Below are 25,603 nucleotides of genomic sequence, written 5' to 3'. Positions count from 1 at the left end.
CGGCTCGCAGCCAGGCTTTTGCAATAAGTCCCGTGGTCCGCCCGACCGATCAGCTGCGCGGCTTGAGGTTCTCCGGGTCATAGAGCGGCTTGTAGCCGACGCCGGCGACCTCGACCGGATAGGTCTCGCCGAAATATTCGACCTCAAGCTTGCGGCCTTCCTGCGCATATGAATGCGGCAGATAGGCGAGCGCGATGTTCTTGCCGATCGTCGGCCCATAGGCGACCGAGGTGGTGAAGGAGCGGCGGCCGAGCTCGTCGACCAGCGTCTCACCGGTAGCCGGATCCAGCACCGGCATCGTGCCAACGGGATAACGCGCCACGCCCTTGGAATCGGTGTTTTCGGTCATCACCAGCGTGCACAAAGTCGCCGGCTGGTACTCGCGGGCGCGGTATTCAACATGCTTGGCCTTGCCGCAGAAATCGTTCTCCTTGACCTTCGGACGCGCGAGATCGGCTTCCAACAGATTGTACTCGGTCAGAAGGTCGGCATTCTGCAGGCGCAGGCTCTTTTCCATGCGGCGCGTGTTGGCATAGGTCTCGACGCCGAACGGCATGACGCCGGTCGAGCGCAGTGCATCCCAGACGGCGAGGCCATCCTCGTAGCGCATATGCAGTTCCCAGCCCTGCTCGCCGACATAGGAGATGCGGAAGGCGGTGACATCCTTGCCGCCGATCCTGACCGGCTTGATCGCCGCGAAGGGGAAATTCTCCAGCGAAAGGCCCTCGGGATTCTCGACCACCTTCTGCAAGGTGGTGCGGGCATTCGGACCCCAAATGCCGATGGTGACGTATTTCTCCGTCACATCGGTGACGGTGACGTCAAAGCCTTTGTCCTGCGCTGTGCGCTGCATGTAGCGGAAGTCGCGCGGGCCGGCATCGGCGCCGTCGATCACGCGGCAGCGGTCGGCCATACGGATCACGGTGAAGTCGGCGCGCACCATGCCTTCCTCGTCGAGGAAGTGGGTGTAGATGCCCTTGCCGATGTTGTTGTCGCCGCCGATCTTGGCCGCGCACAGCCATTCCAGCAGCGCGACGTGGTCTGGCCCTTCGACGTCATACATCGAGAAATGCGACAGGTTGACGATGCCGCAATCCTCGCTCATCGCCAGATGCTCGGCATTGGAGACGCGCCAGAAATGGCGGTTGTCCCACTCGTTCTCGCGTACGGGAACGCGATTGCCATACTTCTCCAGCAGGTGCTCGTTGGCGGCGTAACCATGAGCACGCTCCCAGCCGCCCAGTTCCATGAAATAACCGCCGAGCTCCTTCTCGCGCTCCCAGAACGGCGAGCGCCTGATGTTGCGGCCCTTGGAGAAGGGCTCGCGCGGATGCACCGCGGGATTGTAGACCTTCATCGCCGTCTCGGTGCAGCGATCCCAGATGAACTGTTCCTTCGTCTGGTGCGGATAGAAGCGTGCATAGTCGATGGCGTGATGGTCGACCGCGGTGCGGCCGTCCGTCATCCAGTCGGCTATCAGCTTGCCCATGCCGGGGCCATCCTTGACCCAGATGGCGACGGCATACCACAGCCCTCTCACCTTCTGGCTTTCGCCCATCGACGGCCCGCCATCGGCGGTCACCTGCAGCAGGCCGTTGAAGGAATGGCTTTCGTTGTAGCCGAGTTCACCCAGGATCGGCGTCAACTCCATGGCGCGTTCGAGCGGCGCCAGGATCTGCTCCATGTCGAGGTCGCGCTGCGACGGCGACAGCCGCGCCTCATGCTTTTCGAGGAGGTCGCGCGGATGGCAAAGGCGCGGGTTGTTTTCTTCGTAATAGCCCCACTCGATCTGGCCGCCCTCGGCTGTCTTGGGGTCGCCGGTGTCGCGCATATAGGCCGAATTGCCCTGGTCGCGCAGCAGCGGCCAGCCGATCTCCTTGCCGGTGCCGGCGAATTCGTTGTAGGGGCCGAAGAAAGTCAGCGGATGGTCGATCGGCATGACCGGCAGGTCCTCGCCAACCATTTCGGCGATCAGCCGGCCCCAGATGCCGGCGCACACGATGACATAGTCGGCCTCGATCGTGCCGCGATCGGTCACCACGGCGCTGATGCGGCCGTCCTTGACCACGAGCGACTTGGCCGGCGTGTTGGCGAAGGATTTGAGCTTACCCGACGCTTCCGCCTGGTCGACCAGCTTGCCGGCGACGGTCTGCGAGCGCGGGATGACCAGACCTGCGTCCGGATCCCAAAGGCCGCCCTGCACCATCCCCTCTTCGATCAGCGGGAACTTCTCCTTGATCTCGGCCGGCTCGATCAGGCGCGCGCGCGTGCCAAAGGCCTTTGCCGAGGCGATCTTGCGCTTGATCTCATCCATGCGGCCATCGTCGCCGAGGCGAGCCACTTCGAGGCCGCCGATGCGGGCGTAATGACCCATCTTCTCGTAGAAATCGATGGAATAAAGTGTCGTCCAGCAGGACAGGAAATCGTGGCTGGTGGTGTAGCAGAAATCGGAAGCGTGCGCGGTCGAGCCGATATCGGTCGGGATGCCCGATTTGTCGATGCCGACAATATCGGTCCAGCCACGTTCGATCAGGTGATGGGCGATCGACGCGCCGACAATACCGCCAAGGCCAATGATAACGATCTTCGCCTTTTTCGGAAACTCTGCCATTGCCCGCGACTCCAAAGTGATAAAGCGGGCGGACTATAGGGCGGAGCGATAGCGCTGATGAAGCCTGTTTGCGACATTGGCAAAAAGCCGAGCGACCAGACAGCTGCGGACAAGGCGATTTGTCGCCAGTGGCAACTCAAACGCATTGGGTCGTTCGAAGGCGCTACGGCTGCGAAGCCTGCGCGGATTGATCTCCCACGGTTTCGCGCAGGATTGCCTCAAGCTTGACTGCAGCATCCGCGATATCTGACGCGTGGCCCAATCCACCCACAACATGCCGGGCGTTATAATAGTCTGCTTTGTCGGCGGTGATGTAATCCGCAAGCTTCTTGCCGGTAAAGCGGCCATCGAACATCGCCAGGGAAGTGATGCGATAGGCTATTTGCGGATCGACCGCGAGTTCAGGATGGTCGACCAGATCGATGTTCAATGCCGAGCCCATGAATTGACAATTGTTTCGGCCGGTTATTTGAAGATAGCCGCGCCCCCTGTATCGGGCACCATCGCCAGGTGAAGTGTTGCCGAGGGCGGAACCAAAAGGCGAATCCGGTCCATACTTCCCTTCCAGCGAAGCATCCGTCCCCATCTCGGTAACCGTCGAAAAAGAATTGGCTGTTTCAAACCTGATGGTTGCCAGAACGTATGCCACCTGGCGGATGTCTTGGGCTGACACGTCCTTTGAAATGTCCTGGAAAAGCTGGGTCAGATTATCAACGGTGCGTTGCGTGATGGTTCCGAATGCCTGTTTGTAACGCTCAAAGAAAACCTTCATGTCGCTCGCGCTTACTGGAACAACGGGACCGCCAGGACGTGGCAGAAAAGGCGCATCTTCAGACGTGAGTTTGCCGATCACGCCTGTCGGATCATCGATGAGCTGAATTTTCGCCAGAAACTGCAAATTCCTGAGCGAAACCGCTGGATCGCCTGTTTCCCACGCTTTGAGAATAAGGGACCCTTTGCTCTTCTCGCGCTCCAACGCCAGATTTGCGCTCGCCTGCATGGAATTCGTCACCTGCGTGACCACAAATCCTGCAATGGCCGTTATCAGAACTGGCGTCAGCGGCGCTGATAGGAATCTATACCATGCCCTTTTCTCAATGAGTTCTGCTTCTTTCAGCTTTATGTCGGCGCTCTTCAGGCCAAGATCCGCCTCCTTCAACCGGTCATCAATCGCGGGCTGGAGTCCTGGGCTAAGGGGATTGCTGGCAGGCTTCTTCGCCGCGGCTTTGACCATCTTTGCTCACGTCCAGTATTTCGTGTGCCAAGTTTCGCTAGAAATCCGAGAAACAACCGAACCAAGAGAGCCACAGAACAGCCTAAACAATATCCGCGCGGAAAGCAGCTGTCCACGCCCCATTGGCGGCTCTTCACCCCAAGATAACGCCAAATAAAGAAATATCGGCGGCATTGCCCGGGCCGATTCATTTCCGTCCGGTCGCCGATGTCTTACGCGAAGGCCCAGATATCCTCGGCCTGGAAACCAACCTGGTAGCCCGCCGTCTTCAGCTTGACCACGACCTGGCCGATCTCCGCCGCCGGCAGCGCGCCGACTTCGACCTTGATCATGCCGGGACGATAGCGTTTCAGATCAAGCTGTTCGAAGACGATCCAGTCCGCACCCTCACAATCGACGAGGAAGGCGTCGATATGGCTGATGCCGTTGCGGTCGAGCAGCGTCTGCAGCGTTTCCGACGGCACCTCGATATCCCTGAGGTGCGGTGCGAACTTGTTGAAATTGGCGTCGGCCTCGCCCCAGGCGTTCTTGCCCGACATCAGATTGGTGTCGGTGAACGAGGAGCAGCCGATAAACTCGATCGGCAGCGTGCCGGCCTCGAGCGCCGCGGCATCGAACGTGTGGACGGGGATCGTGCCCCTGGTCCTTGTCACCGCCACCGGCTCGATGATGAAGCGCTCCGTATCGGGATAGTTGGCGCGCAGGCGTTTCTGGTTGTACGGGATCGGCTCGACCAGCATGGCGCGGGCGCCGGCAATCCTGTGCAGCCACGGCGTCACATCGTCGAACAGCGCGCCGTCGCAGGCGCCGACATTGACCATCTGAAACGGCTGCCCTGCCCCGCCGAAGCGCGCTTTCAGCCCCGCCTTCGCCAGGAATTTCGTGCCGCGCAGCGACGGCCCGCGATCGAGCAGGCCCGAGGGAAGGCCGAGCGACAAGGCGACGCGCGCCAGGCTGGATAGCGAACTCATGGCTTGTCTCCCGGAATGACGTGCAAGGCCGCGCGATGCTGGCCGCGGACCGATGCTGCCCACAGCGCCATGAACGGCGTTGCCAGCAGCAGGAAGGGCGGCATCAGATGCGGGAAATAGATACGCGTGTCATGGATCGGAAAGACCGTGAACTTCGCCAGCGCACCCAGCACCAGCGCCGCGAACAGGATGCCTGCACGCCGGTCGAGCCGAAAACCGGCGCGGCTGGTGGCAAACCAGCCGGCCAGCGCCAGCACCGAAACGCCGACCCAGTTGTTCAAATTGACGGCGCGCAGCAGCGATGTCGCAAACGCCCTGAGGTAGGCGGTGACCGAGAACGCCGGCTCGAACCCGTCCATATTGTAGTGCTGCTCGATGCTCGAGAACCACAGATGCGGCCACCAGCCGGGATGCTGGGCCCAGTGCGAAATGGCGAAATAGGCGATGAAGGACGCGGCAAAGCCGGCCAGCGCGCCCCACGCCTTCTGCCGGAACGCGACCAACAGCACCGAGAATATGGCAAGGAAAACAATATTGTCCGGCCGCACCATGAAGGCGAGGAAGAGCAGGATCGCCGTCGCCGGCTCGCGGCCTCTGACATAGGCGTAGAGCCCGCCGAGCAGCAGCGCCGACGTCAGCAGGTCCGGCGTCGAAGCGCGCGCCGCATCGCCGAAATCAGCCATGATCAACACCGCGCCGATCACCGGCGCCAAGGCCAGGGCCTTTTCCCTGTGCAGCCAAAGCAGCGCGATCGCACCGAACAAAAGCACCGAAAACACCTGTACCAGCCGCATCGCCTCGACCGGCGACATCACCGCGCTCAGCGTCGACAGGATCTCGGCATAGAGGAATTTTATCCGGTACATGCCGAGCAGCGAATGAAAGTCGGCGGCATTTTCCGTCATGTGGCTGCGGAAGCCGCCGCCATCATCGGTCAGCGCCTTGTAGTCACCCGCCGACACGCCTGCCTTGACGGTGCTGTAGGCATAATCATGCAGCGCCTGTGCGTCGGGATGGGTGCCCTCTTCGGCGATGGCAAGGTAGGGCAGCATGTCCCAATTGGCATCGGGCATCACCCACGCCGTGAATGCCGTCAGAAGGATGTAGAGCGCGAAGGCTACCGCGCCGATGGGTGCGGCCAAGCGCGCATAGGTCCCCTCGCCCCACGCCAGACCGGTCTCGGTGAGCCGGTCGAGCGGGTTTTTCGCAGCGGGAGACTTGGTCAGCATCTTTTTGTGCTCAACGGACTCTCTTCTAACGGACCTGGCTTTTGACGAAGTCCTTCACGATAGACACGATGCCGCGCGACAGCAGGCTGTCGAAGGCATCGGCGAAGTGGTCGACATGCTCGCGCTGGCAGATCAGCGGTGGCTCGAGTCGGATGACGTTGCGGTTGTATTCGGTAAAGGCGACGAGCACGTCGTAGTCGCGCAGCAGCAGCGCGCCGACAAAGCCTGACAGCGAGCCCTTCAACTTGTCGTCGAGCATGCTGACCACCGGGCGCAGCACCATCGGCAAGGTCTGCGAGAAATCGTGGAACTCCAGGCCGATCATAAGGCCTTTGCCGCGCACGTCCTTGATGATCTTCGGGTACTTTTCCTTGAGCGCCTGCAGTCGCTGCAGCAGATAGTCGCCGGTGACCGCGGCGTTGTCGATCAGCCCCTCATCATAAAGCAGGTTGAGCGCCTCGATCGAGGTGACGCAGGCCTCGCCCATGCCGCCAAAGGTTGCCATGGCATGGATCATCGCCGTTTTCGGCGTGCCATAGGCCTTCATGTAAACGTCGCGCCTGGCGATCATCGCGCCGACAGCCGCCTTGCCGCCGCCGAGCGACTTGGCCAGCGCCGTCACGTCAGGCAGGACGCCGTAATGTTCGAAGGCATAGAAGCGGCCCGAGCGGCCATAGCCGCACTGCACTTCGTCTGCGACCCACAGCACCCCATACTGATCGCAGAGCGCGCGCAGCTTCTGCCAGTATTGCGCCTCTGCCTGGATGATGCCGCCGCCGCCCTGGATGGTTTCGAGCACGATGACGCCAACCTCCGGATCGGAACGAAACAGACTCTCGACCGCCTCGATGTCGCCGAAGGGAATGCGCACCGTATTGTCGGCCATCTTGAAATCGGCGCGGTAGAGCTGGCCGTCGGTGATGCCGAGCACGCCCTTGGTCTTGCCGTGGAAGGAATTCTCGGCATAGACGATTTTCGGCCGTTTCGGGCCGGCGGCGCGTTCGGCAAGCTTCACCGCCGCTTCCATCGCCTCCGAGCCGGACGAACCCAGGAACACCATGTCGAGATCGCCGGGCGAGCATTTGGCGAGGTTGTGCGCGAGCGCTGCCGCATATTGCGACATGAAGGCGATGGCGATTTCCTGGCGCTTCTCCTCCTGGAATTTTTTGCGTGCATCCAGGATACGCGGATGGTTGTGGCCGAAGGCCAGCGAACCGAAGCCGCCGAAGAAGTCGAGGATCTTGCGGCCGTTCTGATCGATGTAGAACATGCCTTCGGCACGCTCGATCTTGATCTTGTGGAAGCCGAGCAGCTTCATGAAGTGCAGCTGGCCGGGATTGAGATGCGCCTTGAACAGGTCGGTCATGCGGGCGACATCCATCGCCTTGGCCTGCTCGACACTGATCAGGTCGGGCTTGGCTATTGCTGCGGGCGACAGTGCCGGCGCGCTCACCATGGTGCCCGCATTCGTCTGTTCGGGCTTGGCCATGACGGTCATTTCAATCTCCTGTCCGCGCTACGACCGGCGTCGTGCGCCATGAATTGTTTGGCGGGGCTGCTATTCGGCGGGCACATGTTTGGTGGCGACAGCAGGCCCGCCCTTCTTGGCGCGGTATTCGCTGTAGGCGGCGATCAGCATGTCCTCGTCGCGATATTGCGGCACCCAGCCGAGCTGACGCTCGGCCTTGGACACGTCGAGCACGCATTCCTCGTCGGCGATCAGATATTGTTCGGGATCCATGATCGGCATGTTTACGAGATCGAGCAGGTCGAGCGTGCGCTTGACCGCCCAGGCGGGCGTCGGCAGCAGCATCGACTTCGAGCCGGCATGGCGGATGAGATCGCCGAGCAATTTCTTCACCGGCGGCGGGTTGAGCGAGCCGAGATTATAGGCCTCATTGGGCACCCCGGCCTTCCAGGCCGCGCGGGCAGCTTCCGCGCAATCGAAAACAGAAATGAACTGATAGGGGTTCCTGCCCGAGCCGATCATTGGCACTGGAAGGTTCCAGTCGATCAGCTTGAACAGTTTTTCGAGGATGCCGAGCCGGCCTGGGCCGATGATCAGGCGCGGCCGGAACAGCGAGATCGACATGCCGCGACTGCGCCATTCGGCGGCGAGTTCCTCGGTCTTCTGCTTCGACCAGCCATATTCGCCGAGCGGCGCGACCGGGTGCTCCTCGGTCATCGGCTGGGTGACGGTGTGGCCGTAGATCATGTCCGTCGTGTAGTGGACGAGCCTGGACGCACCAGCCTTGTCCATGGCCTGTATGATGTGCTCGGTGCCGTGGAAATTCACCGGGAAGAAGAAGTCGTGCCGTTTGGCGCGCACCTGGATCGGCGACAGCATCTTGGCCGACAGATTGTAGACCATGTCGTCGGCCTTGAGCCCGACGGCGGCGACCGACGCCGGATCGGTGACGTCGCATTGGACGAACCGGACGTTGCGGTAGTGCGCAAGGTCGCTCCTGGCGATGTCGGCGACGATGACCTCTTCGCCATCCGCCACGAACTTGGGCGCAAGGTGGCGGCCGACAAAGCCGTCACCGCCGAAAATCACATGTCTCATCGAACGGTCTCGTTTGCAGGGATCTTGTCGGGCGTGATGGAAGCGGTCTGGTCCTCATGCCCTCGCCCGCTTTGCGCGATCAGCACCGTGCCGACGCAGATGAAGGCGATGCCGGCGATGCGCCAGCCATTGAGGTCCTCGCGAAAGACGAAATAGGCGAAGATGGCGACGGCGACATAGGCGAGGCTGAGGAAGGGATAGGCAAAGGAAAGCTCGACCTTGGACAGCACATAGAGGTGCGAAGCCATGGAAATCACGAAGGTGCAGAGCCCGAGGAACACCCAGGGGCTAAAGACGATCTGCAGCAGCTTGACGAGCGGATTGACGGCCTCGAACGAGATCGGCCCAAGCGACATCATGCCTTGCTTCAGCATAAGCTGCGCAGCGGCATTGGTCATGACCGTAAAGAGAATAAAGACGATATATTTCATGCTCGCGCGCCAACCCCGTGATTTCCACTAATACAAAGCCCAAAAGATTTCGTGAACTCACAAGATTGTTTTGAGTAAATCTTGCGATTAACCGTTCGATAACCACGATTCATTCCATTTTGATCTATTCGGCAGCCTCCACGCCGCGCCGCCGCAGGTCGATGTCGCCGGCCGTGCGCGCCCAGAAATCGGACATGAAGGCAGGATCGCGCAGCGCTTCCAGCCTCGGCCAGTCCGCAAAGGAAGCAGCAAAGATTGCCGCGCCCATGCGCGCATCCTTGTAGGGATTGACCGCCCCGCCGGCCGCGACCGTGATGCGGTCGAGGTCGCCAAGCAAAGCAAGCGTCGACGCTCCCTTGTTGGGGAAATCCAGCGTCAGCGTGTAGCCGGGGCGCGGGAACGACAGCAGCGCCGGCGAGCGGATCGAACCGAAGCGCTTCAGCACGGTGAGGAAAGATCCTTGGCCTGCTCGCCGGGCCGCCGCGAGCAATTCCGGCACGACGCTGCGCGCCGCCTCCTCCGGCACCACGCTCTGGTGCTGGAACAGCCCATTGGGACCATAGAGCCGGTTCCAGTCGCGCACACCGTCGAGCGGAAAGAAAAAACCGTGGTAGCCGGTCTGACGCGGCGCGGTCGCGCGACTTTTATTCCACCGGTAGGCGGCGTTGAAAGCAGTCAGGAACGGCCGGTTGAGCACATTGAAGGGCGGCTGGAACGGCACGGAAAGATTGCCGCCGGCGCGCGAGGCCGCATGCGGGCCGTGCTCGGCATGGTTGCCGGTGAACAGCAGCCCACGCCCGCTGTTGCGGCCGCCGGCGAGCTGGTCGATCCAGGCCACCGCATATTCATTGGCCTGGTCGGCCGCCTCGGCCAGATCGAAGAATTCGCCGAGATCACGAAACGGCGTCGTCTTCTCGACGATGTCGAGCGAAGGCACCCGCATCAGCCGGATCGAGGCCGAGAGCATCAGGCCGGTAAGACCCATGCCACCGATGGTGGCCCGGAACAGGCGCGGATTGTCGGTGGCCGAGCAGCGATAGGTCTTTCGATCGGACCGCAGCAGCGTGAAGCTTTCGACATGGCAGCCGAACGTGCCGCGCCGATGGTGGTTCTTCCCGTGCACGTCATTGGCAATGGCGCCGCCGAGCGTGACGAACTGCGTGCCCGGAACCACCGCCGGGAAGAAACCGTAAGGTGCGGCGTGCGCGATGATATCGGACAGCAGCACACCGGCATCCGCTTCGAGCAAGCCCGTCTCGGCGTTGAAGGCGCGGATGTGGTTCAGCGTCCGCATATCGACGACCGTGCCGGCCTGGTTCTGGCAGGAATCGCCGTAGGAACGCCCGTTGCCATAGGCAAGCAGCGAGGCTTCCTTCGCCTGGCCACCCTTCAGCAGCGCGATGGCATCGTCGGCGTGGATCGCACACGGCGCCGGCGGCGTGGCAAGGCCAAAGCTCCGAAAGCGTTCGGCCATGCCTACCAACCCCCGATGACCAGCAGCACAGCGCCGATCAGCACCACGATCTGGCTGCGCCAGTCACGGATGATGAAGACGACCGGGTCGTCATTCATCTCGTCGCGGCGCGCCAGGATCCAGACGCGCATGGTGAGGTAAAGCACGATGGGCGGCAGCGGCCAGATCAGCCACGGATGCGGGTAAAGCTCGCGCACCGCGACACTGTCCATGTAGAGCGCCAGAACCAGCGCCGAGGAGAAGGCAGAGGCCATGCCTGCCTGGGCGACGATCTCCTGGTCTTCCGTGCGATAACCGCGCCCGGCAATACGTTCGCCGGGCGGAATGGCAGTTGTGCGCAGTTCGACGAAGCGTTTCACCAGCGCCAGCGAAAGAAAAAAGAAGATCGAGAAGGCGAGCAGCCAGAACGAGACGGCGACGCCGGTCGCGGCCGCACCGGCGATCACTCGGATCGTGTAGAGGCCGGCAAGCGTCAGCACATCGACCAGAAGCATGCGCTTGAACGATAGCGAATAGGCCGTCGTGACGACCATGTAACCGCCAAGCACGGCCAGGAATTCAGGCGACAGGAACAGCCCGGTACCGACGCCGATCGTCAGCAGCACCGCGATGGCGCCCAGACCGAACGGGATCGACAGCGCACCGCTGGCGAACGGCCTGTTGCACTTGGTGACATGCTTGCGGTCGAGCGCCAGATCGAAAAAATCGTTGAGGATATAGATCGCCGACGCCACCGCGCTGAACGAGACGAACGCCAGCAGGCATTCCCAGATCATGTTGGTGTTGAAATATTCGTGCGACAGCACCATCGGCACGGCGATCAGCGAATTCTTCAGCCACTGATGCACGCGCAGCATCTTGATGATGGTCCGCAAGGTCGGCCTTGGCGCCGGCATGGTTTCGGCGCCATGCGCTGCCTGCCAGCGCGCCGCATGACGGTCGGGCGCGACGACGATTGCATTGCGCGCGGCGTCGAAGACCTGGAGATCATGACGGCTGTTGCCGGCATAGTCGAAGCCGCCATCGCCATAAGCTGATATCAGCGAGGCGCGCTTCTTGCCGGAGGTGAGATTGTCGAGGCCGTCGGTCGCCAGCACACGGTCGAAAATGCCGAGATGGGCCGATATGGCGTCGGCGAATTTGCGCGGCGTACCGGTCGCCAGCACGATCTTGCGGCCTTCGCCGTGCTCGGCGCGCAGCCGGTCGAGCAGCGGCGCGCGATAGGGCAGCGTCGCGGGGTCGATATCGATGCGCTGTGCGATCGCCTGCTTCAGCCGCGCCAGCCCGGCGGCGGCCCAGAACGGCACCAGGAAGATATAGAGCGGGTTCTTCTTGAGGAGGAGGAACATGCCTTCCCACAACAGGTCGGTCGCGATCAGCGTGCCGTCGAGATCGACCGCAAGCGGTATTGCGTTCCTGTCCGACCGCGCATCCATGCCCGTCCTGCCCTGCCAGCCTATGATCCGGAACGCCGGAAACCCGTTGAGCGCCGCTTTTCGGCGTCTTGACGCTGGTATAGCGGGGTATGGCGCAGCGAACGTTAAAACGCCTGGTTGCAGGCGGCTGCTGCGGCGGTATTTCCGGCGTCATTGTTAAACAACAGCTACCGGAAACGATAAAAGGCCGAGCAAATGCCCGGCCTTTCCAATCATGGCGCCTGGGTTACTTGATGCGGGCGACGCCGCCCGAGATTTCGACGGTTTCCGAGCCGGTCAGGGCTTCAAGGTCACCGTTCGGCAAGGTGACGAAGCAGCCGTTCTGGCAGAATTCGACGGTTTCACCACCGGCCAGCGCAAGCTCGGTCTTGCTGCCGCCTTCCGTCACGACCAGCGTGCGGGTCTCGGCGTCCTTGTTGACCGCGCTGGCGGCATGGGCCGAGCCGCTCACGGCAAGCAAGGCCACGGCAGCGACGAGAGACTTCCACATGTTGCAATATCGGTGTTCCCACCGCCTCTGTTGCATTTCGCAAGGCATTTTCGCCCTTTGCATGGGAGCTTATATGAGATGGAAGCTGAACCGCAACTGAATGCCGCATTCATGCCGCAATTGGTTTTGGCCTGTCTGCAATCATACGCCCGACCCTGTCATTTTCGCTGGCCGGCACGATATGATGCGGGGCGGCAATGCGCTGACGGGGAACCGACCCTAGCTGGGATCGGGCTTGCGCGCCTTGCGTCCGGATTTGGCGAGCCTTTTCGCTTCGGCCGCGGCTTCCACCTTCGCCTGTTCCTGTTCGGCGAAGTCGGCTTCGATCTTGTCGTCGTCGGTTGGCCAGGCCTTGGGCTTGTTCACCTCGACGACAGCGCGCGGCGTCGACGGGATCTCGATATGCTGGTCGTTGAATGTCTCCAGCACGGCAAAACGAATGTCGTTCTGCACGACGCTGCCGTTCATGATATCGGCCAGGAACACGCGGATTTCGAACTCCAGCGCGGCCGCGCCGAAATTGGAAAACAGCACGAAGGGCTCCGGGTTCTTAAGCACCATCGCATGGCTGCGCGCGATTTCCAGCAGCATGGCATGCACCTGCTTGACGTCGCTGCCATAGGCGACGCCGACCTTGATCTCGACACGGCCGAGCTTGTTGCGGTGCGTCCAGTTGCCGACGGCGTTGTTGATCAGGTTTGAATTGGGCAGGATCACCGACTGCCGTTGGAAAGTCTCGATCTCGGTGGCGCGCACGCTGATCTTCTTGACTGTGCCGCTGACGTCGCCGGCGACGATCCAGTCGCCGACCTTGAACGGCCGCTCGGCCAAAAGGATCAGGCCGGAGACGAAGTTGGAGACGACATTCTGCAGGCCGAAACCGATACCCAGGGAAAGGGCACCGGCGACCAGAGCGAGGCTGGAAAGATCAATGCCCGCCGCCGATATGCCGACCAGCCCCGCCAGCGCCACGCCGGCATAGCCGACGGCCAGCCGGATCGAGTTGCGCACGCCGGTATCGACCTTGCCGCGCGCCATCACCGAGCCGTCGAGCCAGCCCTGGAACCATCGCGTCAGGAAATAGCCGATGATGAAGACGACGATGCCCGAAAGGATGCCGGTGACCGAAATCGTCACGGAACCGATATTGATCCCGGTCGCCAGCTTGTAGGCCCAGGCCTGGATGTCGCCGGGCTGGAACCCCCACATCAGCAGGATAAGCGGCAGGAAAACCAGCACTATCAACAGGTTGATGGCAACACTGACGACGAGGCCGAGCTGATCGAGTGCCGTGTCCTCGTAGCTGGAATGGGTCGACAGCCAGCGCCCGACCGTGGTGTTGGCGAACGCCCCTTCCTCGCCGATCGCCCGCGCCGACAGGAAGCCGATATAGGCGGTGATCAGCGCCGTGCCGGTGACCACGACCTGCAGCGAGACGAACAGGGCAAGGCCGATATAGCCAAGCAGCGCGGCGATGATGGTGAACAGTCCAAGCGCCAGCGCCAGATAGCGCAGCCATGCCGGCCAGGGCCGCCAGCTTCCGTCGCGTGCCCTGAACGGCCGCAGCATGGCCATCAGGATCAGGATGATGCCGACGACGATGGTGGCGACGAAACTGCGCGCGATGGTCAGCGACAGCGGCGAGCCCATCTTGTCGTTGACGACAGACAGGAAGGTGTTGACGCTGATGACGACCGCCATGGCGGTCGACAGGCGCACCAGCCAGCGCGCCGCGCCGGTTTCGACCGGGATGAGGCGCCAGTTCGGCAGTTGCGGCTCAAGCGCGGCATTGGTCAGCCGGTTGACGCAGAAGATCACCCCGATGGCGGTTGCCAGGGCATTCAGAAAGACTCCGATGTCGCCGCGCAACACATTGTAATAATTGAAAAAGAACACCGTGGAGGCGAGGAATACGCCGACCGCCAGGGTCGGCAGCATGGTAGACCAGAAGGCCACCGACAGACGGCTGAGATAGGACGGGTCCTCGTTGGCGGGATCGGCCTCGAACACCCGCCCGAACAGCCGCCGGCCACCGACCAGCAGCACCAGCGCCAGGCCGAGCGCCACGAAGGTTGCCGCCAGGATGGCCTGGAACTTGAACTTGAACGCGAAGCTCAGCCAGGACGACACCGCCTTGTAAAAGTTGGCGTATTCCTCCTGGGCGTCGGAGAAGACCTGCGGGCTCAGCGCGTCCGACAGCACGTAGCGCTTGGTCAAAAGGTTGCGGAACAGCGCGCTGCGCATGTTGCCGATCTTGTCGACCAGCCCGCTGATGCGGATCGACAGGTTCTGCGCGCTGGCGACGACCGAGTTGATCTCGGCCTTTTCCGACGCCAGCGCCTGGCGCTCGCCGGTCACGATGTCGGGCTCCTGCGGCTGGCCCGCTGCCGGCGGCGGGCCGAGCACCTCGATGCGATTGTTGATGTCGGTGAGGCGCGAGCGAAACGCCAGCGCACTGGTCAGTGCCGCTCGCGACAGATCCTCAAGTTGCAGACGGATATCCACGAGCGAGGCATCGTCCTCGGCGTCCTGCTGGATTTTCTTCTCGAGATCGTCGGTCTTGGCCGTCAGGCCCTGGATGACTTTCTGCTGATCAGTGACCAGGCCGATGGAGCCCTGGCCAAGCGCCTGCGCCATCGCCTCGAACGAAGGCGACGCCGAAATGACCAGCGTGAAAACCAAAATGAGGCGAAGCAATCTCAAAAGCATGACTATAGGCGACTCACGGCGGCAAAGGCATTTAAAAAGCCTGTCCTTGATAAAGACGGCCATATCGTGGGGCAAGCCGTCGCATCCGATGGCGATCCGATCGCGATCCGAGCGTCGGCCAGTCGAAAGGCCATGGCGCAATATTGGCTTTGCGGATGCAGCCTGCTCTATAGTCTGCCGCATCGCCCGAACCGGATGACAATGATGGCAGAGTACTCGGCCTTTTCGCTGCTCGCGAACGCGCTCAAGGGAAACAAGGACTGGAAGCCGGCCTGGCGCAAGCCGGACCCGAAGGCTTCCTATGACGTCATCATCATTGGTGGCGGCGGTCACGGGCTGGCGACCGCCTATTATCTGGCCAAGGAGCACGGAATCACCAACGTCGCCGTGCTGGAAAAGGGCTGGCTCGGCTCGGGCAATGTCGGCCGCAACACCACGGCGGTGCGCTCGAACTATCTGCTGCCCGCCAACACCCGCTTTTACGAACATTCGATGAAGCTGTGGGAAGGCCTGTCGCACGAACTCAATTACAACGTCATGTTCTCGCAGCGCGGCTGCCTGAACCTGGCGCACACGCCGGCGCAGTTCGACGACTATGCCAGGCGCGGCAATGCCATGCGCCATCTCGGCGTCGATGCCGAACTGATGACGCCGGCGCAGATCAAACGCCTGATCCCGGCGCTCGATATCTCCAGCGATGCACGTTTTCCGGTGGTCGGCGGCCTGATGCAGCGGCGCGCCGGCACCGCCCGTCACGATGCGGTGGCCTGGGGTTATGCGCGCGGCGCCGACCGGCGCGGCGTCGACATCATCGAGAATTGCGAGGTCACCGGCTTCCTGCGCGATGGCGATCGCGTCATCGGCGTCACCACGTCGCGCGGCGACATCAGGGCCAGGAAGGTGGCGGTCGCCGTGGCCGGCAGCACCGGACGCGTCATGCGGTTGGCCGGCGTCGAAACGATGCCGATCGAGAGCCATGTGCTGCAGGCTTTCGTGACGGAATCGCTCAAGCCCTTCATCGACACGGTCGTGACCTTCGGCATGGGCCATTTCTATATGTCGCAGTCCGACAAGGGCGGCCTTGTCTATGGCGGCGATATCGACGGCTACAACAGCTACGCGCAGCGCGGCAACTTGCCCATCGTCGACGAGGTGATGAGCGAGATGCTGGCACTGTTTCCGGGCCTTGCGCGTGTGCGCATGCTGCGTTCGTGGGGCGGTGTCTGCGACATGTCGATGGACGGTTCGCCGATCATCACAACCGGTCCCCTGCCCGGCATGTATCTCAACTGCGGCTGGTGCTATGGCGGCTTCAAGGCGACGCCGGCCTCCGGCTGGACCTTTGCCTGGACCATCGCCAAGGATGAGCCACACGATTTCAACGCGCCGTTTACCCTCGATCGCTTCCACCGCGGCCTAGTCATCGACGACAAGGGCCAGGGCGCGAACCCCAGACTTCACTAAGCAAGGCTGCATTAGGAAAATCCGATGTTGATCACCTGTCCCTATTGCGGCCCGCGCGACGTCATCGAATTTACCTATCAGGGTGACGGCAACCGCGAACGTCCCGACCCGGCCTCGCAGAATTTCGAGGCGTGGAACGCCTATGTCTACGACCGGCTGAATCCGGCCGGCGACCACAATGAGATCTGGCAGCATTCCGGCGGTTGCCGCGCGCATCTGCGCGTCGTGCGCAACACGCTGACGCATGAGATTTCGAGCGTCGCCTTCGTGCGCGGCGATCATGCCTCGGCCGCGCGCCGCAAGGCGGAGGACAAGGCATGAGCCCGCGCCGCACCGACACTGGCGGCCGCATCGACCGGCTGAAGACGATTCGCTTCAGCTTCGACGGCGTTGCCTATACCGGCCATGCCGGCGACACGCTGGCCTCAGCCCTCCTGGCCAAGGGCGTCACGCTTTTCGGCCGCTCGTTCAAATACCACCGTCCGCGCGGCCTGCTGACCGCGGGCGTGGAGGAGCCCAATGCGCTGGTGACGGTGCTGAAGGGCGAGGTGCGCGAGCCTAACATTCCAGCGACCATGGTCGAGATCCATGACGGGCTGGTGGCGATCAGCCAGAACCGCTTCCCTTCGCTGGCCTGGGACATCCATGCCGTCAACCAGCTCGGCGGCAAGATCCTGTCGGCCGGCTTCTACTACAAGACCTTCATGGGGCCGGTGATCGGTCCGCTGAAAGGCACGCGCTTCTGGATGTTCTGCGAGCACTTCATCCGCCGTGCCGCTGGTCTCGGCAGTGCCGGATCAGCGAAGGATCCCGCCCACTACGAACGCATGAACGCCTTTTGCGACGTGCTGGTGGTCGGCTCCGGGCCGGCCGGCCTGATGGCCGCCAAGGCAGCCGCCGATCAGGGCGCGCGCGTCATGCTGGCCGATCTCGAGCCGCGTTTTGGCGGCTCGACCAACTGGTCGAACGAAACCATCGATGGCGCGCCGGCCGCCGATTGGGCGCGGCGCACCGTCACCCAGCTCGAAGGCCGCGACAACGTCCGGCTTTTGCCGCGCACCACGGTATGGGGCTACTACGACAACAACACGCTTGCCGCGCTCGAACGCGTCAGCGACCACAAGGAACAACCCGCCAAGGGCGAACCGCGCCATCGCTATTGGGCGATCCGTGCCAGATCCGTGGTGCTGGCCACCGGCGCCTTCGAACGGCCATTGGTCTTCCCGGGCAATGACAGACCGGGCGTGATGCTGGCGCATGCGGCGGAGCGCTATGCCAACGAGTTCGGCGTGCTGCCGGGCGAGCGGATCGCGCTGTTCACCAACAATGACAGCGCCTATCGCGCGGCCATCGCCCTGAAGAAGGCCGGTGCGGCGATCGTCGCCATCGCCGACGTCAGGTCCGAGCTTTCGCCAGAGATGCGCAAGCTGGCCACGGAGGCCGAGGCCGAGATCTTTGCCGGCCACGCCGTCGTCGCCACCGAGGGCGGCAAGGCGCTCTCCGGCGTCAAGGTGCAGCGTTTCGACATGGTCACTGGCGCGCTCACCGGCGATGAGCGCAGCATCCATGCCGACTGCCTGCTGATGTCGGGCGGCTGGTCGCCGACCATCCATCTGGCCAGCCAGGCCGGCGCCAAAGCGGAATGGAATGCCGCACGCCAGGCCTTCCTGCCGCCGAAGCCGGCGCAGCAATGGATCGGGGCCGGCGCTTTTACCGGCAGTTTTTCCACGGCCGAGGCGATCGCCGAAGGCCGCGCCGCCGGCCTTGCGGCGGCCGGTGGAACGAGCACGCCGGCGGCATTGCCCACGGTCGAAGCCGTCCACGGAGATCCCGATCCGGCGCCTGTCTTCGAGATCAGGGCCAAGGGCAAGAGCTTTGTCGACTTCCAGCATGACGTGACGGCGGAGGATGTCCGGCTGGCGCACCGCGAAGGCTTCGTCTCGGTAGAGCATCTCAAGCGCTACACCACGCTCGGCATGGCCACCGACCAGGGCAAGAGCTCCAATGTTCCCGGCCTGGCCATCATGGCCGAGGCGCTGGGCAAGCCGATCCCGGAAGTCGGCACGACGCGTTTCCGTCCGCCCTTCGCGCCGGTGTCGATCGGCTCGCTGGCGGCGGAGCGCTTTGGCGACCTGAAGCCGGAACGGCTGACGCCGATGCATGACTGGCATGTCGCCAATGGCGCGACCATGTATTCCGCCGGCCTCTGGTACCGGCCGATGATCTACGGGCTTTCAGGCGAAACGATCGAGCAGGCCTATGTGCGCGAAGCCAAGGCGACGCGCGAAAGTGCCGGCATCGTCGATGTCTCGACACTGGGCAAGATCGCCGTGCAGGGCCCCGATGCCGCAGCGTTTCTCGACCGCGTCTATACCAACATGTTTTCGACGCTCGCCGTCGGCAAGGCGCGCTACGGGCTGATGCTGCGTGAGGACGGCTTCGCCTTCGACGACGGCACCACCTGGCGACTGGGCGAACAGGATTTTCTGATGACCACCACCACGGCCAATGCCGGCAAGGTGATGCAGCATCTTGAATACTTCCTCGACGTGATCTGGCCCGACCTCAAGGTCCACGTCACCTCGGTGACCGACGAATGGGCGGGTGCGGCGATCGGCGGCCCGAAAGCCAGGCAGATCCTCGCCGCCTGCGTCACCGGCACCGCGGTCGACAATGCGACACTGCCCTTCATGGGCATCGTCCATGGCCAGATAGCGGGCGTGCCGGTGATGATCTGCCGGCTTTCCTTCTCCGGCGAAATGGCCTTCGAGGTCTATTCCGGCGCCGGCCACGGCATCCATGTCTGGGAAGCGCTGATCGAAGCCGGCAAGCCGTTCGGGCTGGTCGCCTACGGGCTCGAGGCGCTGGGCACGATGCGCATCGAGAAGGGCCATGTCACCGGTGCCGAGATCGACGGCCGCACCACGGCGCGTGACCTGCATCTCGATTGGATGCTGTCGAAGAAGAAGCCGTTCATCGGCTCGGCGATGATGGACCGCGAAGGACTGATCGCGTCCGACCGGTTGGAACTGGTCGGCCTGATCGCGCTCGACAACCGGCCGCTAAATGGCGGCGCGCACATTGTCGAGGCGTTGGACGAGACCAATCCGCACGGCTCGATTGGTCACATCACCGCCTGCTGCTATTCGCCGGCACTCGGCAAGCACATCGCGTTGGCGCTGGTCCAGGCCGGCAAGGCCAGGCACGGCACGCGTGCCCATGTCTCCGATCCGTTGCGCAATAGGTTCGGACCGGTCGAGATCGTCTCCAACCATTTCTACGATCCGGAAGGGACCCGCATGCATGGCTGAGCGCCAATCCCCCCTCGAGCCGGAGTTCCATGTCGGCTCGCATGGCAATTTCGAGCATGGCGTCGAGATCCTGCTGACCGAGACCAGGCCGGGCTCGATCGTGCAGCTCGCCGCCTGGCCGGGCGAGGAGAAGAAACTGATCGCTGCCATCCGCACTGTCACCGGGTTGGCGCTGCCCGACGGCGCCGGCGGCGGCTCGAGCGACGGCGTGAAATCGGTGTTCGGCTTCGCGCCGGGAAAATTCACCGTGGCCGACGAGGCCGAAGGGCTGGCCGCTGCCTTCGCCAAGGCGGTGACACCGGCCATCGGCACGGTGACTGATCTGTCGCATGGCCGCACCGCCATCCGCATCGCCGGGCCGAAGGCCGAATGGGTGCTGGCGAAATTCTTCGCCATCGACTTCGCGCTGCCGGCCTTCCCGGTCGGCGCCGGCCGCTCGACGGCTCACCACGACGTCTTCGCCCAGATCCAGCGCACCGGCGCCGACCAGTTCGACATCTACGTCTTCCGCTCCTTCGCGCGTTCGTTCTGGAAGGCGCTTTGCCATGCCAGCGAGGAAGTCGGCTACGAGGTGCAGTAGGGCCACCTCCTCCGGTGCCGGCTAGGATTGCTGCGCGACGGCGTGCCAGTCGGTGTTCTGCAGGACAACACGATAGCCGTCGCAATCCTCGAAGGTGATGCCTTGCCTGTCCCAAAAGGGATTGAAGGACGGCACCGCGGCGTAGCCATGGTCCTTCATGCGCTGGATGGCCGCCTCCCAGGCGTCACGATCCGGCATGTAGAAGACAACCAGATTGTCTGCTGTGGGCGCCCTGCCCGCTTCATGACCATGGGCGTGGGTAAATTCGAAATGATAGGCGTCGCCGGGCTGCCCGAGCATGACGCCGTCGAAGCCATCGTGATCGCTGAAGCGAAACAGCTCCTGAAGGCCGAGACCATCCCGGTAGAAACGGATGACCGCCGCCAGATCGTTGGTCGGCCGCGCCACTCGCAGGACGAGCTGAGGTTTCATTTGCTGTCTCCTTTTTGGTCCGGATTGAAGTCGAGTTGGCTTGCCCGTGGCGCAATCGTGCTTGCCCATTGCGTCACCACGAGCCCGCCAATGATCAGCGCAAGTCCGGCGAAACGAGCGACGGTCACTGGCCGATGGGCAAAGCTCATCAAGGCGAAATGATCGATGACCAATGACGCGGCCATCTGGCCTGCAATCACGGCAACGATGAAGCTCGCGGCACCGAGCTTCGGTGCCAGAAGCAATGCGGCAGTGATGTGGGCCACGCCTGCCGCACCGCCGATCCAGATCCACCACGGACCTTTGACTGCCATCCCGACGGCGGGAACGGGCAGCTTGAAGCCTATCATGACCGGGACGATCAACACGGCGCTCACACCCAGAGAAACGAAGGTTGCCCAGAGCGGGTGACCGAGCAGGCGGCCGAGCATGGCGTTCGCCCCAGCCTGGAAGGGAACGGCGGTCCCTGCCAGCAGGGCGGCGATCAGAAAGGAAAAGGTGCTGGCCATGAGATTGTCTCCATATCGATCATGGCCGACTACATCATCAGGTCCACATATGGAAATTCGATTGTCGTACACATAGTATGCATGAAATGAATAATCTCGCCGCTATCGATCTGAACCTGCTCGTCGTACTGGAGGCCTTGCTGGCCGAACGCCACGTTTCGCGGGCGGCAATCCGCTTGAACAAGAGTCAGCCCGCTGTCAGCCATGCGCTCGCCAGGCTGCGTCACCTTCTCGATGACCCGCTGCTGGTCAGGCGGCAAGGGGGCCTCGAGCCGACGGCGCGCGCCATGGAAATCAGCCCGGCGCTCACCGAGGCACTCGACCGCATGCGGCACCTTCTGGCGCCGGCTGGCTTCGACCCGGCAACGGAGCGCCGAACGTTTCGGCTCGCCATGTCGGACTATGGCGCGGCGGTCATCCTGCCGGCCCTGCTGCCGCTCATGCGGGCGCAGGCACCGCAGGTCGATCTCATGGTCAGCCAGGCGAGCCGCGAGGTCATGGTTTCGCAAATCGTCGACGGCGAGATCGATCTGGCCTTTGGCGTCTTTCCCGACCTGGATCGATCCGTGCGCTCGCATCGCTTGTTCGACGAGCGTTTTGCCTGTCTCGCCGATGCGGCAAGTCTTGGCGGCAGAAAGACGATGGATCTGGCGACTTATCTCAAGCGGCCGCACGCGCTGGTCGATTTGCGGCCCGAGCGCCAGAGCGAGGTCGACAAGGCCCTGGCCGGATTGGGCCGCAAGCGGCGGCTCTGCCTCATCATCCCGCATTGGGGCGTCGGGCCACACCTGATCGCCGGCACCGACCTGGTTCTTACCATCGCCAGCCGGATACTTCCGGCGCCGGACAATCGGATTTGCGTGTTCGCCCCGCCTTTCGAAATCCCGGCCTTTCAGTTCACGCAGATCTGGCACAAGCGACGCGACGGCGACCCGGCGCACCAATGGCTGCGGTCGCAGCTTCAGCATCTGCTTGACGGTTGAGCGGGCTGAGCGGCGCGACATCGCTTCTGGCCTCAATGCCGGCCGGTTCTGCCGCTAGAGAATCGCACAGTGGGCGGCCATGGTGGAAAACGTGGCCGCCAGATCGGCCCAAGGGATAAAAATCCCGTCTCAGGCTCGGCACATTCGTTTGGTTCGAACATTCCCATGACCGCAGAACTATCCGCCGGCGCCACGGATCGCGCCGATGTGTCGGCCCGAGCCTTGCTCCTGCTGCCGCTGACGGTCGCTTGCGGTGTGTTCATGACCAGCCTCGACCAGAATGTCGTGGTGACGGCGCTGCCCGGTATTGGCGAAAGCCTCGCCCGCCCGCCGAGCCAGCTCGGTTTGCTGATCACCGTCTATGTCGCCAGCCTGATCATCTCGATGCCGCTCGGCGGCTGGGCGGCCGACCGCTTCGGCCTGCGCAACGTCTACTGCTTTGCCTTGCTGGTGTTCGCCACCTCCTCGGCATTCTGCGGCCTGTCTGATAACATCTGGACACTGGTCGGCGCCCGCGCGCTGCAGGGATTTGGCGGGGCGCTGATGGGCACGCTCGGCCAGGTCGTCATCCTGTCGAGCTTTCCGCGCAACCGGACGCTGAAGATCAACATGTATATCTCGGTCGCCAGCCAGACGGGACCGCTGGTCGGGCCGCTCGTCGGCGGCGCGCTGACCACCTACATTTCCTGGCGCTGGATCTTCTTCATCAACGTCCCGTTCGCGCTGGCGGCGGCGGTCCTTGCCGCCTCGCTGTTCCCGACGGTGACCAAGCCCGTTCGCACGCGGTTCGATTTTCCAGGCTTCCTGCTGGTCGGCAGCGGCATGATCCTGCTGGTGTTCGGCATGGACTCGCTTGCTGCCAAGGACGCCGCCGGCGGCATGATTGCCGGCGAACTGGCGCTGGCGGTCATCATCCTGTCGGTTGCCTCGCTCTACTGCCTGCGCGTGCCCAATCCCTTGCTCGACCTCAAGCTCCTGCGCATCCGCACCTTCCGCATCTCCTTCCTCACCGGCGGCGGGCTGGACACGATCGGGCTGAGCTCCGTCGCCTTCCTGCTGCCGCTGATGTTCCAGCTCGGCTTCGGCATGAGCGCGGTGCAGGCGGGATCGCTGACCTTCGTTGCCGCGCTCGGCTCGGTGATCATGCGTTTCTTCATGCCGCGCGTCCTCAACCGGTTCGGCTTCCGCCTTGTCCTGGTCTTCAACACGCCTGTCGTTGCCGCCATGGTCGCCGGCTTTGCCTTGATGCAGGCGACGACGCCGGTGTGGATCGTGCTTGGCTATATCTTTGCTTTCGGCGTTTTTCGGTCCGTCCAATGGGCCTCGACCGGCAACCTCGCCTATTCCGACATAGCCCCCGACCAGCTCGCCCGCTTCAGCGCGCTCTACTACATCCTCTGGCAGCTCGCGGTGGCGGTCAGCGTCGGCCTGGCGGCGGCCATGCTATCGTTCCTGGCCGGCGGCGGACCTGCCGTGACCAATGACTTCCGGATCCTGTTCGCGATCGAGGGCATCATCACGCTCTGCGCGCTGTTTGCCTATCTCAAGCTGACACCGCGGGACGGCGCCCATGTCAGCGGACATGGCATGCAGATGAATACGGAATAGCCACCATACGCCGCCGATTTCCTTCGGCGACCGCTCTATTCGCTGAACGACACCCACTCTTCCAGCGGCACGCGGTCGGTGCGGAAGGCGTTTTCCGGCTTGGAGGTGTCCTCATAGCCGAGCGCCATGCCGCAGACGACGATCTCCTCGTCGGGAATGTTGAGCACCGGCCGGATCTGCCGATGATAGGGCGCGAAGGCGGCCTGCGGGCAGGTGTGCAGGCCCCTGCCCCGCGCAGCGACCATGATGTTCTGCAGGAACATGCCGTAGTCGATCCACGAACCCTGGTTGAGCCGGCGGTCGATGGTGAAGATCATGCCCACCGGCGCGTCGAAGAAGACGAAGTTGCGGTCGTGCTGGGCACGCATCCTGTCGACCTCGCGGCGGCCGATGCCGAGCGCGCCGTAAAGGCCGAAACCGTTGGCGCGTCGCCGCGTCAGATAAGGTTCGAAGAACTGGGTGGGATAGTAGCGATACTCGTCCCAGTCGGCCTTTTCGGCGCGGATACCGGAATTCAGAACGGCGTCAGATATACGCTGCTTGGTCTCGCCCTTGGTGACGTAGACCCGCCATGGCTGCATGTTGGTGCCGGACGGCGCGCGTGCCGCAACCGCCAGAATGTCGCGAATGGTGTTGTCGTCGACCATGTCGGGCAGAAATGCGCGCACCGAACGGCGCGACACGATCGCCTCGTCGACGATCTCGGCCTCATCCGCTATTCGAGCCTTCTTTTCCAACATGGGCCGTCCCTTAGCCATTGCGTCGATCGGACGTCCCCACTCGCCGCTTGCGGCGGAGCCTTTGCATGAACCGTCAAAATCCTGCAAGCAAATCTTGAGCATTGGTGAAAATCTACTTGATTTTTTCATGAGCTTGATTTCTCATGAAATTCGGATTGAATTTTTCATGAAGTGAGCGTTTTGGCGTCTCCTACCGCACGAACATTGCAGGGACCTGACGAACGTGTGCTGGCCGGCGATATCAGGGCGCTGCGCCGGGCACGCGGGCTGACGCTCGCCGAAATCGCCCTGAAGCTTGGCCGTTCGGTCGGCTGGGTCAGCCAGGTCGAACGCGGCCTGTCGACGCCGTCGCTCAGCGACCTCAGGGCGTTCGCCGAACTGTTCGGTGTGCCGATCAGCCTGTTCTTCAGCCATGACGTGCCGGTCGAAAGCGAGCGCGGCGTGGTGGTGCGCGCCGGCAGGCGCCGCACGCTTGGTACCAGCGAATCCGGCCTGGTGGAAGAACTCCTGTCGCCCGATCTCGGTGGTAGCTTCGAGATGGTGCGCTCGATCTTCGCGCCGGGCGCGGAGATGAAGACCGAGCAGCTGCGGCCGACCGAGGAAGCCGGATATCTCGCCTCGGGTATTTTCGAGATCGAGATTGCGGGCGTCTGGCACCGGCTCGGCGAAGGCGATTCCTTCCGCTTCGAAGGCAAGCCCTATCGCTGGCGCAATCCAGGCACCGAGCCGGCGGTTGTCATCTGGGTGGTTTCGCCGCCGGTTTATTGACATGCATGTCGCCCAAAACTGTGCAGCGGTTTTGGGATAACGACATGCATCACAACA

At 62.9% G+C, this 25,603-nt stretch carries 21 protein-coding genes; 7 read left to right on the top strand and 14 right to left on the bottom strand.

Annotation, left to right across the window (positions count from 1 at the left end; all coding sequences use genetic code 11):
• Nucleotides 1–49 precede the first annotated feature (49 nt).
• From CK226_RS02425 to CK226_RS02375, 11 genes are all read right to left on the bottom strand, one after another.
• Nucleotides 50–2,611 (bottom strand): FAD-dependent oxidoreductase, encoded by a 2,562-nt coding sequence (locus CK226_RS02425; protein ID WP_095790919.1) that lies wholly within the window; start codon nt 2,609–2,611, stop codon nt 50–52.
• Nucleotides 2,612–2,774: 163 nt separating this feature from the next.
• A complete protein-coding gene (locus CK226_RS02420) occupies nt 2,775–3,845 on the bottom strand; it encodes a hypothetical protein (protein ID WP_095790918.1) in 1,071 nt (356 codons plus the stop codon).
• A 212-nt stretch (nt 3,846–4,057) separates the two neighbouring features.
• The gene (locus tag CK226_RS02415) at nt 4,058–4,816 is read right to left on the bottom strand and encodes an FkbM family methyltransferase (RefSeq protein ID WP_095790917.1); all 759 of its coding nucleotides are present in this window, start codon (nt 4,814–4,816) and stop codon (nt 4,058–4,060) included.
• Nucleotides 4,813–6,045, bottom strand: coding sequence for a glycosyltransferase 87 family protein (locus tag CK226_RS02410; RefSeq protein ID WP_095790916.1), 1,233 nt, complete (start codon nt 6,043–6,045; stop codon nt 4,813–4,815). The genes CK226_RS02415 and CK226_RS02410 overlap by 4 nt, the downstream gene beginning before the upstream one ends.
• 25 nt (nt 6,046–6,070) lie before the next feature.
• On the bottom strand, nt 6,071–7,501 hold the full coding sequence (locus CK226_RS02405; RefSeq protein ID WP_179300961.1) for an aspartate aminotransferase family protein: 1,431 nt from the start codon (nt 7,499–7,501) through the stop codon (nt 6,071–6,073).
• 102 nt (nt 7,502–7,603) lie between these two features.
• The gene (locus CK226_RS02400) at nt 7,604–8,611 is read right to left on the bottom strand and encodes an NAD(P)-dependent oxidoreductase (protein ID WP_095790914.1); all 1,008 of its coding nucleotides are present in this window, start codon (nt 8,609–8,611) and stop codon (nt 7,604–7,606) included.
• Nucleotides 8,608–9,042 (bottom strand): EamA family transporter, encoded by a 435-nt coding sequence (locus CK226_RS02395; RefSeq protein WP_095772965.1) that lies wholly within the window; start codon nt 9,040–9,042, stop codon nt 8,608–8,610. Before CK226_RS02395 ends, CK226_RS02400 begins: the two co-directional genes overlap by 4 nt.
• A 124-nt stretch (nt 9,043–9,166) precedes the next feature.
• On the bottom strand, nt 9,167–10,516 hold the full coding sequence (locus tag CK226_RS02390; RefSeq protein WP_095790913.1) for an FAD-binding oxidoreductase: 1,350 nt from the start codon (nt 10,514–10,516) through the stop codon (nt 9,167–9,169).
• Between the two features lie 2 nt (nt 10,517–10,518).
• Nucleotides 10,519–11,952: a UbiA family prenyltransferase gene (locus tag CK226_RS02385; RefSeq protein ID WP_095772967.1), complete on the bottom strand. Its 1,434-nt coding sequence runs from the start codon at nt 11,950–11,952 to the stop codon at nt 10,519–10,521.
• A 226-nt stretch (nt 11,953–12,178) separates the two neighbouring features.
• Entirely contained in the window at nt 12,179–12,442 is a 264-nt protein-coding gene (locus CK226_RS02380; RefSeq protein WP_027145877.1) for a hypothetical protein, read from the bottom strand.
• Nucleotides 12,443–12,661: 219 nt separating this feature from the next.
• The gene (locus CK226_RS02375; RefSeq protein WP_095790912.1) at nt 12,662–15,151 is read right to left on the bottom strand and encodes a mechanosensitive ion channel family protein; all 2,490 of its coding nucleotides are present in this window, start codon (nt 15,149–15,151) and stop codon (nt 12,662–12,664) included.
• 204 nt (nt 15,152–15,355) lie between these two features.
• On the opposite strand from CK226_RS02375, the gene CK226_RS02370 reads away from it, so the two are divergent.
• The 4 genes from CK226_RS02370 to CK226_RS02355 are packed head-to-tail and all read left to right on the top strand — an operon-like array spanning nt 15,356 to nt 20,506.
• Entirely contained in the window at nt 15,356–16,615 is a 1,260-nt protein-coding gene (locus CK226_RS02370; RefSeq protein WP_095791069.1) for a sarcosine oxidase subunit beta, read from the top strand.
• A gap of 24 nt (nt 16,616–16,639) precedes the next feature.
• Complete coding sequence (locus tag CK226_RS02365) at nt 16,640–16,936, top strand: sarcosine oxidase subunit delta (RefSeq protein WP_095772970.1); 297 nt, start codon at nt 16,640–16,642, stop codon at nt 16,934–16,936.
• Nucleotides 16,933–19,926, top strand: a complete 2,994-nt coding sequence (locus tag CK226_RS02360) for a sarcosine oxidase subunit alpha (RefSeq protein WP_095790911.1) — start codon at nt 16,933–16,935, stop codon at nt 19,924–19,926. The genes CK226_RS02365 and CK226_RS02360 overlap by 4 nt, the downstream gene beginning before the upstream one ends.
• Nucleotides 19,919–20,506, top strand: a complete 588-nt coding sequence (locus tag CK226_RS02355) for a sarcosine oxidase subunit gamma (RefSeq protein ID WP_095787416.1) — start codon at nt 19,919–19,921, stop codon at nt 20,504–20,506. Before CK226_RS02360 ends, CK226_RS02355 begins: the two co-directional genes overlap by 8 nt.
• A 21-nt stretch (nt 20,507–20,527) precedes the next feature.
• Here CK226_RS02355 and CK226_RS02350 read toward each other — a convergent pair whose 3' ends face one another.
• Nucleotides 20,528–20,938, bottom strand: a complete 411-nt coding sequence (locus CK226_RS02350) for a VOC family protein (RefSeq protein WP_095772973.1) — start codon at nt 20,936–20,938, stop codon at nt 20,528–20,530.
• Nucleotides 20,935–21,447 (bottom strand): DMT family transporter, encoded by a 513-nt coding sequence (locus tag CK226_RS02345; RefSeq protein WP_095790910.1) that lies wholly within the window; start codon nt 21,445–21,447, stop codon nt 20,935–20,937. Before CK226_RS02345 ends, CK226_RS02350 begins: the two co-directional genes overlap by 4 nt.
• A 77-nt stretch (nt 21,448–21,524) precedes the next feature.
• On the opposite strand from CK226_RS02345, the gene CK226_RS02340 reads away from it, so the two are divergent.
• Both CK226_RS02340 and CK226_RS02335 read left to right on the top strand, forming a co-directional pair.
• The gene (locus CK226_RS02340; protein WP_245437628.1) at nt 21,525–22,430 is read left to right on the top strand and encodes a LysR family transcriptional regulator; all 906 of its coding nucleotides are present in this window, start codon (nt 21,525–21,527) and stop codon (nt 22,428–22,430) included.
• A gap of 165 nt (nt 22,431–22,595) precedes the next feature.
• Complete coding sequence (locus CK226_RS02335) at nt 22,596–24,038, top strand: MFS transporter (RefSeq protein ID WP_095790909.1); 1,443 nt, start codon at nt 22,596–22,598, stop codon at nt 24,036–24,038.
• A 35-nt stretch (nt 24,039–24,073) separates the two neighbouring features.
• Here CK226_RS02335 and CK226_RS02330 read toward each other — a convergent pair whose 3' ends face one another.
• Nucleotides 24,074–24,778 (bottom strand): nitroreductase, encoded by a 705-nt coding sequence (locus tag CK226_RS02330; protein ID WP_179296433.1) that lies wholly within the window; start codon nt 24,776–24,778, stop codon nt 24,074–24,076.
• Nucleotides 24,779–24,982: 204 nt separating this feature from the next.
• Between CK226_RS02330 and CK226_RS02325 the strand changes: the two genes are divergently transcribed.
• Nucleotides 24,983–25,546: an XRE family transcriptional regulator gene (locus CK226_RS02325; RefSeq protein WP_095772976.1), complete on the top strand. Its 564-nt coding sequence runs from the start codon at nt 24,983–24,985 to the stop codon at nt 25,544–25,546.
• The last annotated feature ends 57 nt before the right edge of the window (nt 25,547–25,603 follow it).

The organism is Mesorhizobium sp. WSM4311 (assembly GCF_002295115.1).
Taxonomy (GTDB): Bacteria; Pseudomonadota; Alphaproteobacteria; order Rhizobiales; family Rhizobiaceae; genus Mesorhizobium.
Note: the sequence above shows the minus strand (reverse complement) of the source record. Positions and strands in the feature narration are given on the sequence as shown.